Here is a 15,149-nt window from a genome sequence, read left to right on the forward strand (position 1 = left end):
TAGCACTCACCGAGTGCGAGTGCTAAAATTACATATGAAAATATTGAGGAGGTTGTTTCATTGTTAAAGCCATTAGGTGATCGCGTTGTCATTGAGCTCGTTGAGTCTGAAGAAAAAACTGCCAGCGGAATCGTACTTCCTGACTCCGCAAAAGAAAAACCACAAGAGGGTAAAGTGGTTGCAGCCGGTTCAGGCCGTGTGTTAGAGAGCGGAGAGCGCGTTGCATTAGAAGTTAAAACAGGCGACCGCATCATCTTCTCAAAATATGCAGGTACCGAAGTGAAATATGAAGGTACTGACTACTTAATCTTGCGTGAAAGCGACATTTTAGCTGTTATCGGCTAAGTCATAAATAAAAACGAGACAATTATATAGGAGGTTCGAATAACATGGCAAAAGATATTAAGTTTAGCGAAGAAGCCCGCCGTTCAATGCTGCGCGGTGTAGATGCATTGGCGGATGCTGTAAAGGTAACTTTGGGACCTAAAGGACGCAACGTCGTTCTTGAGAAAAAATTCGGTTCTCCATTAATCACAAACGACGGTGTTACCATCGCGAAAGAAATCGAGCTTGAAGACGCGTTCGAAAACATGGGCGCAAAGCTTGTTGCTGAAGTTGCGAGCAAAACAAACGATGTTGCCGGTGACGGTACAACAACAGCGACAGTTCTAGCTCAAGCGATGATTCGCGAAGGTCTTAAAAACGTAACTGCCGGCGCTAACCCTGTAGGCGTGCGCAAAGGTATTGAGCAGGCTGTGGCTGTAGCGGTTGAAAGCCTGAAAGAAATCTCCAAACCAATCGAAGGCAAAGAATCAATCGCACAAGTTGCTTCAATCTCCGCTGCTGACGAAGAAGTCGGAAGCCTGATCGCTGAAGCGATGGAGCGCGTCGGCAACGACGGTGTCATCACGATCGAAGAATCAAAAGGATTCACAACAGAGCTTGAAGTGGTTGAAGGTATGCAGTTTGACCGCGGATATGCGTCTCCTTACATGGTGACAGATTCCGATAAGATGGAAGCGGTTCTTGAGAACCCGTACATCTTAGTAACAGACAAAAAAATCACAAACATTCAAGAAATCCTGCCGGTGCTTGAGCAAGTTGTTCAGCAAGGCAAACCGTTGCTTCTGATTGCTGAAGACGTTGAAGGTGAAGCTCTTGCAACATTGGTTGTCAACAAGCTTCGCGGAACATTCAACGCAGTGGCTGTTAAAGCGCCTGGATTCGGAGACCGCCGCAAAGCGATGCTCGAAGACATCTCGATCCTGACAGGTGCCGAAGTGATCACAGAAGATTTAGGTCTTGACCTTAAATCAACTCAAATCAACCAATTGGGACGCGCTTCTAAAGTTGTTGTGACAAAAGAAAACACAACAATCGTTGAAGGTGCGGGAGATACAGAGCAAATCGCGGCACGCGTCAACCAAATCCGCGCTCAAGTTGAAGAAACAACTTCTGAGTTCGATAAAGAAAAATTACAAGAGCGCTTAGCTAAGCTTGCAGGCGGCGTAGCTGTCATCAAAGTCGGCGCTGCGACTGAAACAGAATTGAAAGAACGCAAGCTTCGCATCGAAGACGCCCTGAACTCTACTCGCGCTGCGGTAGAAGAAGGAATCGTATCCGGCGGTGGTACAGCTCTTGTCAATGTTTACAATAAAGTAGCTGCCCTTGAAGCTGAAGGCGACGAACTGACTGGTATCAACATCGTTCTTCGCGCTCTTGAAGAACCAATCCGTCAAATCGCGCACAATGCGGGTCTTGAAGGATCTGTCATCGTTGAGCGCCTGAAAGGCGAAGCTATTGGTGTAGGCTACAACGCTGCAACAGGCGAATGGGTGAACATGATCGACAAAGGTATCGTTGACCCTACAAAAGTAACACGCTCAGCTCTGCAAAACGCAGCATCTGTAGCGGCTATGTTCCTGACAACTGAAGCAGTTGTTGCCGACAAGCCTGAAGAAAACAAAGGCGGCGCAGGAATGCCTGACATGGGCGGCATGGGCGGTATGGGCGGCATGATGTAAAGCCCAGCGTCCAAAACGCTGATATATCAAGGAAAAGAGGCTCTTTTGAGAGCCTCTTTTTATTTTAACTTGCGATGACATATAATTACTACTTTAATCCATTGTGGTATAATTGGAACCTGGATTTTTAACAGAAAGGCTAAACAATTGATGTCGCACAACAAACTAATGTTTTTGCTTTTATCATTTTCATCTATTATACATCTGCTCGGTACAATTTTTGACCCTGCGTCCAGCTGGAAGTCCTGGTTGGTGAACGTTGCTTTTACTTTATTGGCCCTTCTATATTTAAATCTCACTTTAAAAGAAAATCAACAGAACAAGTAGCGACATGCCTTTCTCAAAGAGAAGGGCATATATTTTATAAAGAATGAGCAGTCGGCCAGTGCCTAAGAAGTTATTGTTCCTTTCGGGAGGTTTTAAAAAAATGGTCAAAAAAATTGTAAATCGATTGAATTCATTTTCCCTGCTGGGGACAATCTTTTTTATCGGCAGTTATTTTACGTATAAATTTAATGGCGTAGAGCTGATTGGGTTCCTGTACTCAGGTATCATTTTTTTGACAGTTCTGATCGCAACCACCGTAATGTTATTCAGGCAAAAAAGCAAAGGAACCAATGAAAATAAACAGGCTTAATGCATGCTTTATACTATTTTTAACTTCCCTCCATTAGTGTAACCTTTCTCATCCATAATATAGATGATCATTAAAGCATCATACGTCCAGTACATCAAATATCATCTCCTGTTCATACTAATAGCGGGAGGTACATCGACTTATGCTGAAAATTTGGATGACTGGACTTTTATTATTAGCGCAGCCTGCGGGGCATTCTGACAGCTTAACGATCACCCAGCAAGGGAAGAAAGTGGCCGTTGTGAACCGCGAAGATTTTACAATGCCGCTTCCCGGGACACCGTTGATTGATGATAAAAAATACGCCGAGTTCGTTGACAGGCTTGAGCGGAAAGTACACAAGGATCCCGTCAACGCCGTGATCAATGATCAGGGAAGGATCGTTCCCGGCAAGGTTGGCTACAGCCTTTCCAGGAAGGGGGTTAGAGAGCAGTTTTATGCGTATTTTTATGGGGATGGTCCGTCCACGATAGAAGTGCCTGAATTGAACATTTACCCGAAAGTGGACAGCGAACTGCTTTCCCATATCCGGACACAGCGGATCGGTCAGTATGTGACGTATTTTAATTCCGGGAATAAAAGCAGGACGCACAACATTTCACTCGCGGCAAAAGCGATCGACAATCATGTTGTGTTTCCTAATGAGACGTTTTCATTTAACAAAGTTGTCGGTATGAGGACGCCGGACAAGGGGTATATGAAGGCTCCGGTGATCGTGAGAGGCGAATTGTCTGAAGGGGTTGGCGGAGGCATTTGCCAGGTTTCGTCAACATTGTTTAATGCGGTTGACCGGGCAGGACTGGAAATCGTCCAGCGTTATTCCCACAGCCGGCGTGTCCCTTATGTTCCGCCGGGGCGCGACGCGACGGTCAGCTGGGGCGGGCCTGATTTGCGCTTTCAAAATAAATATAACCAGCCGGTCTTGATCAGGGCGAAACGGCATGGAGGAACGATGATTGTTACACTTTATTCCTCTGATGTGGTCAATCATCAGCTGCGGAAAGTTCCGAAGGCTCCTTCTGAAATCCCAAAAGAAGAGCATCAGGGCGGGGATCACTGAAGGCGAATGTTCATCTGGGCTGCACTTGTTCACACAATGTACAATAAAATCCTTTAGTCTGTATGATAGGATGAATCAAGGACATCTTTAAAATTCAGACAAGAGGAGATGATCGAGTGACATGGCTTTTTGTAACCTTTTTGGTTATCTTCAGTCTTTTTAAAATATTGGTCACTTGCCTTCCGAGCGGTGTCGTAGAGTGGCTGACCGGCAAATTTCAAGTTCATGTTAAGCTTGAGGAAGCGAATGTTACAGTGACGTTCGGAGGAGAGCGTTTAGAGGGATCTGACAAGAGTCAATTTATTCAAAACTTTAATGAGGCCGTATTTATGGAGCGGTATTACATCTACCCGGGAGACGAGCCGCTTTTTGTAAATCCGAAAAACGCCGGGACACCGTTTGTTATCGAAACAAAAAGAGGGAAAAACGCTGTGAAGCTGTTGGTTTACAGATACGATGATCATATAGACGTCGTTAAACAATATAAGAAAAAGACGGCCGCTTATTGTCTGCGTTCTGACGGTCTGCAAAAATGCAGGGGGCTCAAAACGGCGGATTTGGTTTAAAAAGCAGGGAAAACCTGCTTTTTTATTATGATATGAAATAAAGCCTGACAGCGCTGTAACCGATCAAAAATAAACAAGCAGCGATCGTAAAGATAAATTCTCCTTTTTTATTCTTCTTCAAAAGAACGAATGAACGCACACCGATGTTCAGTCCAAACAGGATGAATCCCACATTCAAATAAACGGGATTGAACCCGGATGGAATGATGAGAAGAAATATCCCGGCAAGCGTGATATAATGGAATGCTTTGCCAAGCGGCGGTTCTTTTTCCCGCGCTGTACGGCTGTCCATTTCACCATCACCTTTCTTTAGCAGTAAAATCCTTGTATTGCATATTATTCTAATTTAAAATGTGATTGATGAAAAGTCTTGCACAGGGAGAAACGCCATGACCATACATATTCAACAGCTTGATGCCCCTCTGAAGCCTGAGTTTGTTGATGAACTGATTAATTTGTGGAATGATAATGCATTGGAAACGGCTGATTGCACATTGGATGATCAAGATAGACAAATGATACAGCAGCAGTTGAAACAATATGTTCAGTCCGCATACGGAGCGGTTTTTGCCGTCGTGAATGAAAAGCAAGAAGCGGTCGGATACGGGCTGGCCTCTATTAAGAAAGATTTGGTCAGCGATTGTCTGAGCGGGCACATCGATGAAGTGTACATAGCCCCGGTCTATCGAAGAAACAAGCTGGGAAAGCTTGTTGTAGATCGTATGATGGATTGGTTTGAAAGGCATCAAGTGTCTCACGTTCAAGTATCGGTTGATATCGATAATCAATCGGCGCTGCGTTTTTGGGAAGGCATCGGCTTCAGCAGTGAATTTTATCTTTTGACACAATAAATATTTTTAGAATCATGGAGGCGGTGCCCTCACCATTATGACCCGGCCGCCTCGCTAAAAAGCCCCTTTTAAGGGGCTTTTTTGATGAGCTCAGGAGAATTATGATGCGGTGAATTGACGAGAGGCGCGACTTCATACGCTTCCATCTCTTTTGACGCATATGGTTTTAAAAGGCTTTCTAAGTATGCAAGGTCTTGATTTTTCGGATTCAGCCATTCTTTTTCAGCTTGACGATCAAGAATGACGGGCATGCGATCATGAATATCTTTCATTAAATCGTTGGGCATTGTCGTAATGATTGTGCATGTATAGACGGGCTTGCCGCCGGCAGGCTGCCACTTCTCCCAAAGCCCCGCAAACGAAAACAGTCCATTTGTTTTGAGCTTGATCCTCATCGGCCGCTTTGTCTTTGCATCGGTCCGCTTCCACTCATAAAAACTGTCTGCCGGAATGAGACACCTTTGTCTGATCAGCGGCTTTCGAAAGCTCGGCTTCTCAGCCAAAGTCTCAGCGCGCGCATTGATCATTTTATAACCGATTTTCTCATCCTTTGACCACGGCGGAATCAATCCCCACCGCAGCCGTCCTAACCGGTTATGGGAACCGTCGCTGATGACGGCGAGAATGCGCTGGGAAGGCGCGATGTTATAACTGGGGCTGTAATCTTCAACCGTCATTTGATCAATCTCGAAACGGTCAATAATCTCATCAAATTCAGAAAAGAGCGTAAACCTGCCGCACATCTTAGTCACCCTTGTTTGTTTATTGGAAGTTTGAGGCTTTTATATATAAATGGCCAACAAGGCCGCTGAAACAGCCATGACAAAGCAGTCATCGCCCGTCATGGCCACGCCGTTTTTGATGAATACGCTGCAGGTCCAGTTGAGCGCCGATCCTTCTGCGGTCCGGTCAATCAGCTTTTTACCCGCTGTGTAAACACATGCTTTAAATAAAGAAAACGAAATGGAACATAAAATAAAGAGCAAAATAAACTTTACCACCAACATCAGCATTGGCTTTTCACCCCGGAATATTTTGTAAGCTCTACCTTCATTTTACCAATAAATTCATATGTTAAAACCATATTCTTGTTTTATTTTATTGACCGACTGGTCAGCAAGCGCTACAATTTATACTAACCGATTGGTCAATAACGAAAAGGAATGATGATCAATGCCTTTACAGCTTTATGAAAAAGAACAAATACTCGATGCCTGTTTGGAGATTTTTGCCCGGCATGGCTATGCAAAGACTTCGACCGGAATGCTGGCGGAAGCGGCCGGTATTTCAAAGGCGCTGATTTTTCATCACTTTAAAAGCAAAAAAATTCTGTACTTAACTGTGCTCGATTATTGTATTGAAAAGGTAAAGTCGCGCCTTTCCCTTGATGACCTGTCGTCTTATCATGATTTTTTTGAAGCGAAAGAAAAAATAAGTTTGGCTAAGCTTGAGTTTTTCGCGGATTATCCAAATGTATATAAGCTCACGAAAGAAGCCTTTTTTTCGCCGCCTTCCGAATTAAAAGAAGAAATCGCCGCAAAGTATGGGGAGCAATTTGCCGTTAGAAATCGTATTCTAAAACAGCTTTTTGCGAAAGTTCCGTTGAGGAAAGGAGTCGATCGTGAAGAGGCGTTCGAACTCATCATGGTCATGATGGGACATTTTGAACAAAAGTTTCTAGCGAAAGTAACGGCTGAGAACGATTATGATCCAGCCTGGAGCAGACGTCTTCTTGAAGAACGAAAACGGTTTTTGGATATGATTCGTTTCGGAATTGAAGGCGAATAAAAAGGGGGATTTCTGATGGGACGCTATGTATTGGGCTTTCATGAGGTCGATCGAGCCGATTTGCCGCTTGTCGGGGGGAAAGGGATGAACTTGGGCGAATTGTCCAAAATGGGCGGCATTCAAGTGCCTCACGGCTTTTGTGTAACCACAAAGGCATATGAAAGGATGATTGGCGAAAACGGCAGAGTCAGTGAACTGATTGATCAGCTGTCACTTTTGAAAGTGATCGATCGAGAGCAGATTAACGAACTCGCCCTCCAGATCCGCAATGGTATTGAAAGGGCCGAAATCGCCGAAGAGATCAAAGAAGCGGTTAAAAGCGCTCACTCAAATGCTGGCGGCGGTGCATATGCCGTCCGATCAAGCGCTACGGCGGAAGATTTGCCTCATGCCTCTTTCGCCGGGCAGCAAGATACGTATTTAAATATAAAAGGAATAGAGGCGATCTTGAAGCATATCAGCAAATGCTGGGCTTCATTGTTTACAGAGCGGGCCGTGATCTACCGGATTCAAAACGGTTTTGACCACCGTAAAGTTCAATTATCGGTCGTCATCCAGCAGATGGTGTTTTCGGATGCGTCCGGCATTATGTTTACGGCAGATCCCGTTACATCCAACCGGAAGGTCACCTCGATTGATGCGAGCTTTGCTTTGGGGGAGGCGCTTGTATCTGGTACGGTTTCGGCAGACAACTACAAGGTTCGCGAAGGAGAGATCGTTCAAAAAACGATTTCCGAGAAAAAGACGGCAGTCTATTCTTTGGAAAGCGGCGGCACTGAGGCGCGTGAAGTCGAAGCGGGACGCCGGAAAAAGCAAACATTAACAGATGAACAGATCATACAGCTTGAAGCACTGGGAAGGAGAATCGAAGCTCATTTCGGTTTTCCGCAGGATATTGAATGGTGTCTGGCTGATGGCGAATTTTTCTTTGTCCAGAGCAGGCCTGTAACGACATTGTTTCCTCTTCCGAAACAGAGAGATGACAAGCTGCGCGTCTATATGTCTGTCGGGCATCAGCAAATGATGACAGAGCCGATCAATCCGCTTGGGATATCGTTTTTCGGGTTGATCTCGGATTATGAGCTGACTTGTGCCGGCGGAAGGCTTTTTATTGATTTATCACACGATTTGGCATCTTTTGCTGGTCGGAAAGTCGTCCTCAGCACGGCGGGGAAAAATGATCCTTTCATGCATAGCGCTCTTGTGAATTTTTTGAAAAGAAAGGAGCTTGTCAAAACCCTGCCTAAAGGGAAGCGGATGTTTAGATTAGGGGCTGAGGGGCTGTCATGGTCGCTGCCTGGTCATGCGCTGAAGATTTACCGGAAAAACGACACAGGTGTAGTCAACCGGCTCATGTCCAAAGCGGAAGCATCCATTCATGAGGCTGAACAGCGATTGAAAAATGCATCGGGTGAAACGTTATTTGCACAGATAGAAGAGGATCAAAAAAACTTGAAAAAAGTTCTCTATGATTCAGAGAGCATGGCTGTGATTATGGTTGGTTTATATGCGGTATACTGGCTCAATCGAAAAATGGAGAAATGGCTTGGCGAAAGAAATGTCGCCGATACCCTTTCTCAATCGGTATTGCACAATGTCACATCTGAAATGGGATTGGCGCTTTTGGATGTTTCCGATGCTGCCAGAGGATACCCCGAGGTTCAGAAATATTTAGCGCATGCCAATGATGAAACCTTTTTCGAAGATCTCAAACAGCTTGACGGCGGTCCCGCTTTTATCAGCGCATTGCGGGCATTCCTTGAGAAATACGGCATGCGCTGCACCGGTGAGATCGATATGACCAAGACGCGCTGGAGCGAACGCCCTTCCATTCTTGCTCCAGTGATTTTGAGCAACATCAAAAACTTTGAACCTGGTGCGCGAACGGTCAAGTTTGAACAGGGGCGATTGGAAGCGGAGCAAAAGGAGAGGGATCTGTTAAGCCGTCTGCAACAACTAAAGGGAGGCAGACAAAAGGCAAAAAAGACAAAGAAGATGATCAGCGTTTTGCGGAATTTTATCGGTTATCGGGAATATCCCAAATATGCTCTGATCAAACGCTATTTTATATATAAGGAAGCGTTGATGAAAGAAGCCGCCGTTTTGCAGCGAAAGAAGCTGATTCAAGCGAAGGAGGATATTTATTATCTGTCTTTTGATGAATTGAGAGAGGCCGTTTGCGCTAATCGTCTCGATGTGAAGAAGATCGAGGAAAGAAAAGCAGAATATCAGCATTATGAAAAATTAACGCCTCCGCGAATGATGACTTCAGAAGGCGAGGTCATCACGGGAGAAGTTCTGGGAGACCACATTCCGGCGGGAGCATTGGCGGGCGTTCCTGTTTCATCGGGAGTCATCGAAGGTAGGGCAAGAGTGATTCTGAAATTGGAAGAAGCCGATATCGAAGAGGGGGATATCCTTGTCACGCCTTTTACAGATCCGAGCTGGACACCGCTGTTTGTCTCAATCAAAGGTTTGGTGACGGAAGTGGGCGGCCTCATGACACATGGCGCCGTCATTGCGCGGGAATACGGGCTTCCGGCGGTGGTGGGGGTTGAGCATGCGACGAAAGAAATTAAAGACGGACAGAAGATCAGGATTAACGGATCGGAAGGCTATGTTGAAATACTCGAATCATAAAAGTGAGCGCAGCTTCAAGCTGCGCTTTACTGTTTATAAAGGTCGGCGGACAACATCCAATCCATCAAATGCTGATACGGATAATAGGTTGTGCCATTTAATTCAATTTTAGGTATGTCAGGATATTTACTCAGCATTTCTTTCGTTTCTACTTTACTTAAACCTAAATAATAATGTAAATCGCCTTCTTTGACTAAATAGGGATAGCCTGAATAACTCCCTTTTGGGTTTTTAAAGTTTTTCAAGCCGTCACCGATAAAATAGCCTAAAGCCGCTAAACCAAGCCCGATCCAAAACAGGTTCATTTCCATGTTTACCATCCTTTTCGCATATTGCTTTATCTGTCATACGAAAAGCGTTGAAAAAAGTTTCAAGGTCAAAGGCTTTGCCGGTTCAGCATCTCATAAAGAACGACGGCATGGTTATGGCGCTCATCCTTTGCACCGTAAAGCAGAATAACGGTTTCGTCCGCAGCCATTTCTTTTAATTCCTTGAAGCTTCTCTGTTTTTCAGGGTGTTGTTTGATTTCATTTTGATAGGCTTCTTTAAACGATTCGAATTTTTTCGGGTCATGACCGAACCATTTTCTTAAATCAGGACTTGGAGCGATTTCTTTCATCCAGCAGTCAAGGTTCGCTTTTTCTTTTGAAATGCCGCGCGGCCACACAAGGTCGATTAAAATGCGGCGTCCTTCTGCATGCTGGTTTTCTTGATAAATGCGCTGGAGAATAAACGGCATTTGGATCACTCCTTCTCATTTTATGATAAAACGGCCGTCTGGAAGGAACAACCTCTATTGAAATGACAATGCCAACATTCCTTTTATTCGATGGAATGTTTTAAAGAACTGTACATTTGGCTGACGCTTTCATCGATTTCATCTCTTGACATCCGCAAGGCTTTTTCCGATCTGGCATAGCCGATTTCTAATCGGCCTTCTTCCAGCCCTTTAAAAATCGCATCGGCAAATTCATCCAAAGGAGCTCCGGAATCATGCAGTCCGACACCGCCCAGATCTGTATTGACCGCGGGAGGAGCGACCTCTATGACATCAACGCCGGCCTCGGAAAGCTGATGTCTTAAACTCATCGTAAAAGAATGGAGAGCGGCTTTTGTCGATGAGTAGATCGGTGCGATCGCCATCGGTGTAAACGCCAGGCCTGATGTCACATTGATGATCGCTGTTTTCCCCGGTTTTTTGGCAAAGTATTGGCTAAAGAGCATGGCCAGGTGGATCGGCGCCTCCATGTTGACGGTGATTTCTTTTTTGTAGTCAGCCCAATTGTCTATGACATCTGCTTTTAAAATGTGGTAGCGCTGCTGTATACCCGCATTATTCACAAGTACATTTACGCCAGGGTGACGTTCTTTGACCCATTCAAATAATGCCAGTCGTTCCGTTTCATCGGTTACATCGCATACACGCGTGATCAGCTCCGGATATTTTTCCTTTGCTTCTTTCAGCTTGCTTTCCCTTCTCCCGCAGACGATGACCGTATTTCCCGATTTCATAAATCGTTCGGCAAAAGCAAAGCCGATTCCTGATGCGCCGCCTGTGATCAGTATTGTGTGTCCCGACAGTTTCATTGAAACCCCTCTTTTCCGTCAAATTTTTAAACAATAGGTTGAACATCTCTTCTGATCCTATACTAGACCCTTCATTTTCCAAAATGCAAGTATTCCGATTAGACGGTATCGTCCGATTCCATTATCATTGAAAAGTGAAAGGGGTGGAATAAAATGTATGAAACGACTGTCCAAACGTGCTTTGGAAAGCTGAAAGGCAGAACGGAAAACGGTGTCCGTATCTTTAAAGGCGTACCTTTCGCAAAACCTCCCGTCGGCAAGTTAAGGTTTCGGGAACCGCAGCGAATGGAAGCCTGGGAAGGTGAGCGGGAGGCTTTTCAATTTGGTCCGGTTTGTCCGCAGCCTGACAGGGGGTTGCCTGGTGAGTCAACGGGGGTTGAAAAGTCTGAGGATTGCCTTTATTTAAATGTGTACGCACCTGAAGAGGCGGATGGGGATCTGCCTGTTATGGTGTGGATTCATGGGGGCGCTTTTTATCTCGGAGCCGGCAGTGAACCGTTCTATGACGGGACTCAGCTCGCAAAGCAGGGAAAGGTGATCGTGGTCACCATCAATTATCGCCTCGGTCCGTTCGGTTTTTTGCATCTTTCTGCAATTGATGATTCCTACACAAGCAACCTTGGCCTCTTGGATCAAATCGCGGCCCTTGAGTGGGTGAAAGAAAATATCGCTTTCTTTGGCGGAGACCGTCATCATATTACGGTATTTGGAGAATCGGCGGGATCGATGAGCATCGCTTCGCTCTTGGCTATGCCGAAAGCAAAGGGGCTTTTTCAACAGGCCATTATGGAAAGCGGGGCGTCCGCAACATTGTCTGAAAAGCTTGCGAAAGCCGCAGCAGAAAGATTCTTAACGATTCTCGATATTGATCATCATCATCTGGAGCGCCTTTGCGATGTATCTGATCAAGAACTTCTTCAAGCCGCCGATCAGCTGCGTACTTTAATGGGAGAAAATATTTTTGAATTGATCTTTCAGCCTGCACTTGACGAAAAAACCCTCCCGCTGAAGCCGGAGGCCGCCGTCGCGAAGGGTGCGGCAAAAGGAATCGGTCTATTAATCGGAACAAACTGCGATGAAGGCGCTTTGTTTTTTGCCTCTGATTCGGAACTTTTGCCTGAGAGGAAGATTAATGAGATTTTAGAAGAATACATGGGAAAAGAGGCCGCTGAAGCCGCCGCGCCTCTGTATCCGAGATCATTGAAAGGCCATGTTGATATGATGACAGATCTAGTCTTTTGGCATCCGTCCGTTGTGTTCGCTTCGGCTCAATCACGACATGCATCTGTCTTTATGTACCGGTTTGACTGGCATGCCGATTCGGAGCATCCGCCGTTCAACAAAGCGGTGCACGGCTTAGAGATTCCGTTTGTATTTGGCAATATGGACAGTTTGGAACAGCTGACAGGTACGAAGGCTGGGGAGGAAGCGCATCTGCTTGCTAAACAGATCCAGGTTGCCTGGGTGTCTTTTGCCCGCTCCGGAAATCCGAGCACCGATGATGTCAGCTGGCCTGATTATGATGAAGATTCACGGAAAACGCTGATTTTTGATCAAGAGATCGCGATTGAAAACGACCCGTATTCAGAGAAGAGGAAGCTGTTGACAGCCTCAAACCTGCAGGTTTAGAACAAGCGGCTGACCACAGGTCAGCCGCTTTGGTGGTAGCGTTCGCTTTGAATGGCTTCAAGCGATTTGCCGCGCGTTTCCGGCGCCATACGGAGCCCGATGATCATATGAATGACGAGAAATGCAATCATGACGGCGCCGGCTGTTTTAAAGCCCAATCCCGTAATCATCGCAGGAACGATCAATGAGATGAGCCCGACGCCGATGCGGACGATGAAGAACATAAAGCCTTGGGCGAGCGCCCTGTATTTCGTATGAAAAAGTTCTGCCGCCCACAGCCCGTAAAACGCCTGCGCTCCAAATCCCGCAGAAATGCCCCACAGGCATACGAATAATAAAAGCTCCGTGATGTTCATCGTACCGAAGGTGAGGATGACCCATGCGGCGGTTGCCATGGCTGCTCCTATGCCAAAAAGCGTTTTCCGATTGACTTTATCGCCGAGACGGATAAAGACGAAGTATGTGGACGCCACTGTCAAAATCCATAAAAATGCCTGCAGCAGGTTGGCTTGCGCCGCTGTTAAACCGCCGACCGTCTCATAAATATACGGCATGAAATATCCCATTGTTCCGGCAACAAGGTTCCAAAACGCGTAAATTCCGATAAGGAGAATCATGGCGTGGAGGTTCGCTTTGTTGGTCAACAGCTCTTTGATCGATGCCTTTTCTGCAACTCCTTTTGCTTTGTCTTCAGCTTCTTTTCGCTTTTGCTCCTCCCAGATGGACGATTCGTGAATCTGCTGCTGCAAAATCCACGTGATGACCGCGACAACGAATAATTGGGCAAAAATCAACCGGCTTCCCAGCAAACCGAGCGGTGCCAAGGCAACCGATAGTAGCAGCGTAAGCGCCGGTCCGACCGACCATGCCAGCTGCCCCCAGCCGACGCGTCCGGCACGTTCGTGATCAGGCGCCTCCTCGGCAATATAAGTCCAAGCAGCCGGAATCGCTGCGCCCACCGCAATTCCCGTCACGATGTAACCGGTTAAAAGCATCGGAAAATTAAACGACACGGCAATCAGCAAAACGCCAAGCATATAGACTAATAGATCGTACTTGTATATGAATTTTCTCCCGTAACGGTCGACTAAAAAACCGCCGAGAAAAGCGCCGATCGCCGCGCCGAAACCATTTGCGCTTAAGGCGCCGAGAAGCCCGACCCGGGCGTCGTCCAACCCTAAATATTCAACCCATAACGAAAGCCCGCCGGCCCCTGCGACGATTGATCCCGCCTCCAAATAGTTGGACATGGCAACCGTGATCGTCGACTTCAAACTGCCTTTTTTTCTCCCTGGCATGATTCGCTCCCCTTTCAAATCAGAATTCTTTTCTGACAGAAGCCGGATTGATGCGTTGAATGCTGGATTTTTCTTTCGTGAGGCATGCGGATATGTAAGCGCTGTCATTTTCTGGTGATACCGACCCTGCATCCGTTCCAGCTTGCATGCTGTTCCGAATGTTTTTCATATAGTATTACTTTATTCCGAAATCAAAAATAAATCAACATATAAATCAGAATATTCCGTCTGAATATTTTTGTTTTTGTTTGAAAATTTTTCTCGAAAAACTGCCATTATATCAATTTTTTATTAAAAAACCGAAACTTTTCCTCTGGAAAAATAGTATATTTAAACTAAGTATATTTTACTATGAGGAGGAGTTTTTAGATGAGTATATTAAGCAGGTTCAAAGACATTATGGCCAGCAATATTAACGCTTTGCTTGATAAAGCGGAGGACCCGGAAAAAATGGTGGATCAGTACGTCAGGAACTTGAACAGCGACTTAAACAAAGTAAAGGCGGAAACGGCGTCTGTCATGGCGGCCGAGCAAAGGGCAAAAAGAGAACTGGCGGATTGCCGGGCGGAAATCGACAAGCTTGAGCGCTATGCAATGAAGGCTTTGGAAGCCGGTAGCGAGGCGGATGCCCGAACATTTTTAGAAAAGAAAGCGGTGCTGGAAACGAAGGCGTCCGAATTAGAAACTGCATTACAAACGGCGTCATCCAATGCGCTTCAAATGAAAAAAATGCACGATAAGCTTGTTTCCGATATCGGAGAGCTTGAAGCGCGCCGGGCCGCGATCAAAGCGAAATGGACAGCGGCGAAAACACAGGAAAGAATGAATAAACTCGGTGCATCTGCAGCGAATGCCAACCATTCAATGTCCGCTTTCGGCAGAATGGAAGAAAAGGCCAACCGGGCGCTTGATGAAGCGAATGCGATGGCTGAACTGAACGCCGCTCCTCAAGATGACGTAGAAGACCTGAAAGCTAAATATGACAGCCCCTCTGGTGTGGATGATGCGCTTGCCGCACTGAAAGCAAAAATGGCGGGTCAAAAGTCATAACAATTTGAAATGAATAAAG

General features: G+C 46.0%; 17 protein-coding genes. 10 read left to right on the forward strand and 7 right to left on the reverse strand.

From position 1 onward, the window contains the following. The first annotated feature begins 60 nt into the window (after positions 1-60). The 5 genes from groES to MHH76_RS03415 all read left to right on the forward strand — a co-directional run bounded on the left by groES (position 61) and on the right by MHH76_RS03415 (position 4,287). On the forward strand, positions 61-345 hold the full coding sequence (gene groES / locus MHH76_RS03395) for a co-chaperone GroES (RefSeq protein WP_003179248.1): 285 nt from the start codon (positions 61-63) through the stop codon (positions 343-345). 44 nt (positions 346-389) lie between these two features. Beyond that, positions 390-2,024, forward strand: coding sequence for a chaperonin GroEL (groL, locus tag MHH76_RS03400; RefSeq protein ID WP_020450334.1), 1,635 nt, complete (start codon positions 390-392; stop codon positions 2,022-2,024). 427 nt (positions 2,025-2,451) lie between these two features. Further along, positions 2,452-2,661, forward strand: coding sequence for a hypothetical protein (locus tag MHH76_RS03405; protein ID WP_026578971.1), 210 nt, complete (start codon positions 2,452-2,454; stop codon positions 2,659-2,661). A 142-nt stretch (positions 2,662-2,803) separates the two neighbouring features. Beyond that, positions 2,804-3,721, forward strand: a complete 918-nt coding sequence (locus MHH76_RS03410) for a VanW family protein (protein WP_020450369.1) — start codon at positions 2,804-2,806, stop codon at positions 3,719-3,721. Between the two features lie 116 nt (positions 3,722-3,837). Then, positions 3,838-4,287 carry a YfmQ family protein gene (locus MHH76_RS03415; RefSeq protein WP_020450370.1) on the forward strand — a complete coding sequence of 150 codons (450 nt, stop codon included), beginning with the start codon at positions 3,838-3,840 and terminating at the stop codon, positions 4,285-4,287. A 25-nt stretch (positions 4,288-4,312) separates the two neighbouring features. Here MHH76_RS03415 and MHH76_RS03420 read toward each other — a convergent pair whose 3' ends face one another. Further along, positions 4,313-4,579: a hypothetical protein gene (locus MHH76_RS03420; protein ID WP_025811980.1), complete on the reverse strand. Its 267-nt coding sequence runs from the start codon at positions 4,577-4,579 to the stop codon at positions 4,313-4,315. A gap of 97 nt (positions 4,580-4,676) precedes the next feature. Between MHH76_RS03420 and MHH76_RS03425 the strand changes: the two genes are divergently transcribed. Then, a complete protein-coding gene (locus MHH76_RS03425) occupies positions 4,677-5,138 on the forward strand; it encodes a GNAT family N-acetyltransferase (RefSeq protein WP_035337107.1) in 462 nt (153 codons plus the stop codon). Positions 5,139-5,206: 68 nt separating this feature from the next. Here the strand turns inward: MHH76_RS03425 and MHH76_RS03430 are convergent, their stop codons facing one another. Together MHH76_RS03430 and MHH76_RS03435 are read right to left on the reverse strand one after the other, a co-directional pair. Continuing rightward, a complete protein-coding gene (locus tag MHH76_RS03430) occupies positions 5,207-5,881 on the reverse strand; it encodes an SOS response-associated peptidase (RefSeq protein ID WP_035337105.1) in 675 nt (224 codons plus the stop codon). Between the two features lie 39 nt (positions 5,882-5,920). After that, a complete protein-coding gene (locus tag MHH76_RS03435; RefSeq protein WP_020450373.1) occupies positions 5,921-6,151 on the reverse strand; it encodes a hypothetical protein in 231 nt (76 codons plus the stop codon). A 160-nt stretch (positions 6,152-6,311) separates the two neighbouring features. Here MHH76_RS03435 and MHH76_RS03440 point away from each other — a divergent pair, with 160 nt between their 5' ends. Together MHH76_RS03440 and ppsA are read left to right on the forward strand one after the other, a co-directional pair. Next, complete coding sequence (locus MHH76_RS03440) at positions 6,312-6,926, forward strand: TetR/AcrR family transcriptional regulator (RefSeq protein WP_020450374.1); 615 nt, start codon at positions 6,312-6,314, stop codon at positions 6,924-6,926. Between the two features lie 15 nt (positions 6,927-6,941). Then, positions 6,942-9,566, forward strand: a complete 2,625-nt coding sequence (ppsA, locus tag MHH76_RS03445; protein ID WP_043054130.1) for a phosphoenolpyruvate synthase — start codon at positions 6,942-6,944, stop codon at positions 9,564-9,566. Positions 9,567-9,592: 26 nt separating this feature from the next. On the opposite strand, the gene MHH76_RS03450 is transcribed toward ppsA, so the two are convergent. The 3 genes from MHH76_RS03450 to MHH76_RS03460 form a co-directional block, all read right to left on the reverse strand. Further along, on the reverse strand, positions 9,593-9,877 hold the full coding sequence (locus MHH76_RS03450) for a hypothetical protein (protein WP_020450376.1): 285 nt from the start codon (positions 9,875-9,877) through the stop codon (positions 9,593-9,595). A 65-nt stretch (positions 9,878-9,942) separates the two neighbouring features. After that, a complete protein-coding gene (locus MHH76_RS03455) occupies positions 9,943-10,305 on the reverse strand; it encodes a DUF488 family protein (RefSeq protein ID WP_020450377.1) in 363 nt (120 codons plus the stop codon). Between the two features lie 83 nt (positions 10,306-10,388). Then, entirely contained in the window at positions 10,389-11,153 is a 765-nt protein-coding gene (locus MHH76_RS03460; RefSeq protein ID WP_043054131.1) for an SDR family NAD(P)-dependent oxidoreductase, read from the reverse strand. A 153-nt stretch (positions 11,154-11,306) separates the two neighbouring features. On the opposite strand from MHH76_RS03460, the gene MHH76_RS03465 reads away from it, so the two are divergent. Beyond that, entirely contained in the window at positions 11,307-12,782 is a 1,476-nt protein-coding gene (locus MHH76_RS03465; protein ID WP_020450379.1) for a carboxylesterase/lipase family protein, read from the forward strand. A gap of 20 nt (positions 12,783-12,802) precedes the next feature. On the opposite strand, the gene MHH76_RS03470 is transcribed toward MHH76_RS03465, so the two are convergent. Next, a complete protein-coding gene (locus MHH76_RS03470) occupies positions 12,803-14,080 on the reverse strand; it encodes an MFS transporter (protein ID WP_020450380.1) in 1,278 nt (425 codons plus the stop codon). A 369-nt stretch (positions 14,081-14,449) separates the two neighbouring features. Between MHH76_RS03470 and MHH76_RS03475 the strand changes: the two genes are divergently transcribed. Then, positions 14,450-15,130 carry a PspA/IM30 family protein gene (locus MHH76_RS03475; RefSeq protein ID WP_020450381.1) on the forward strand — a complete coding sequence of 227 codons (681 nt, stop codon included), beginning with the start codon at positions 14,450-14,452 and terminating at the stop codon, positions 15,128-15,130. Positions 15,131-15,149: the final 19 nt, after the last annotated feature.

This window comes from Bacillus sp. FSL L8-0193 (assembly GCF_037976065.1).
Taxonomy (GTDB): Bacteria; Bacillota; Bacilli; order Bacillales; family Bacillaceae; genus Bacillus; species Bacillus paralicheniformis.

Excerpts from the sequence above, each read along its gene's own strand:
- groL (WP_020450334.1), top strand. The coding sequence starts at position 390 with ATGGCAAAAGATATTAAGTTTAGCGAAGAAGCCCGCCGTTCAATGCTG.
- MHH76_RS03405 (WP_026578971.1), top strand. The coding sequence starts at position 2,452 with ATGGTCAAAAAAATTGTAAATCGATTGAATTCATTTTCCCTGCTGGGG.
- MHH76_RS03410 (WP_020450369.1), top strand. The coding sequence starts at position 2,804 with ATGCTGAAAATTTGGATGACTGGACTTTTATTATTAGCGCAGCCTGCG.
- MHH76_RS03420 (WP_025811980.1), bottom strand. The coding sequence starts at position 4,579 with ATGGACAGCCGTACAGCGCGGGAAAAAGAACCGCCGCTTGGCAAAGCA.
- MHH76_RS03425 (WP_035337107.1), top strand. The coding sequence starts at position 4,677 with ATGACCATACATATTCAACAGCTTGATGCCCCTCTGAAGCCTGAGTTT.
- MHH76_RS03430 (WP_035337105.1), bottom strand. The coding sequence starts at position 5,881 with ATGTGCGGCAGGTTTACGCTCTTTTCTGAATTTGATGAGATTATTGAC.
- MHH76_RS03435 (WP_020450373.1), bottom strand. The coding sequence starts at position 6,151 with ATGCTGATGTTGGTGGTAAAGTTTATTTTGCTCTTTATTTTATGTTCC.
- MHH76_RS03440 (WP_020450374.1), top strand. The coding sequence starts at position 6,312 with ATGCCTTTACAGCTTTATGAAAAAGAACAAATACTCGATGCCTGTTTG.
- ppsA (WP_043054130.1), top strand. The coding sequence starts at position 6,942 with ATGGGACGCTATGTATTGGGCTTTCATGAGGTCGATCGAGCCGATTTG.
- MHH76_RS03450 (WP_020450376.1), bottom strand. The coding sequence starts at position 9,877 with ATGGAAATGAACCTGTTTTGGATCGGGCTTGGTTTAGCGGCTTTAGGC.
- MHH76_RS03455 (WP_020450377.1), bottom strand. The coding sequence starts at position 10,305 with ATGCCGTTTATTCTCCAGCGCATTTATCAAGAAAACCAGCATGCAGAA.
- MHH76_RS03460 (WP_043054131.1), bottom strand. The coding sequence starts at position 11,153 with ATGAAACTGTCGGGACACACAATACTGATCACAGGCGGCGCATCAGGA.
- MHH76_RS03465 (WP_020450379.1), top strand. The coding sequence starts at position 11,307 with ATGTATGAAACGACTGTCCAAACGTGCTTTGGAAAGCTGAAAGGCAGA.
- MHH76_RS03470 (WP_020450380.1), bottom strand. The coding sequence starts at position 14,080 with ATGCCAGGGAGAAAAAAAGGCAGTTTGAAGTCGACGATCACGGTTGCC.
- MHH76_RS03475 (WP_020450381.1), top strand. The coding sequence starts at position 14,450 with ATGAGTATATTAAGCAGGTTCAAAGACATTATGGCCAGCAATATTAAC.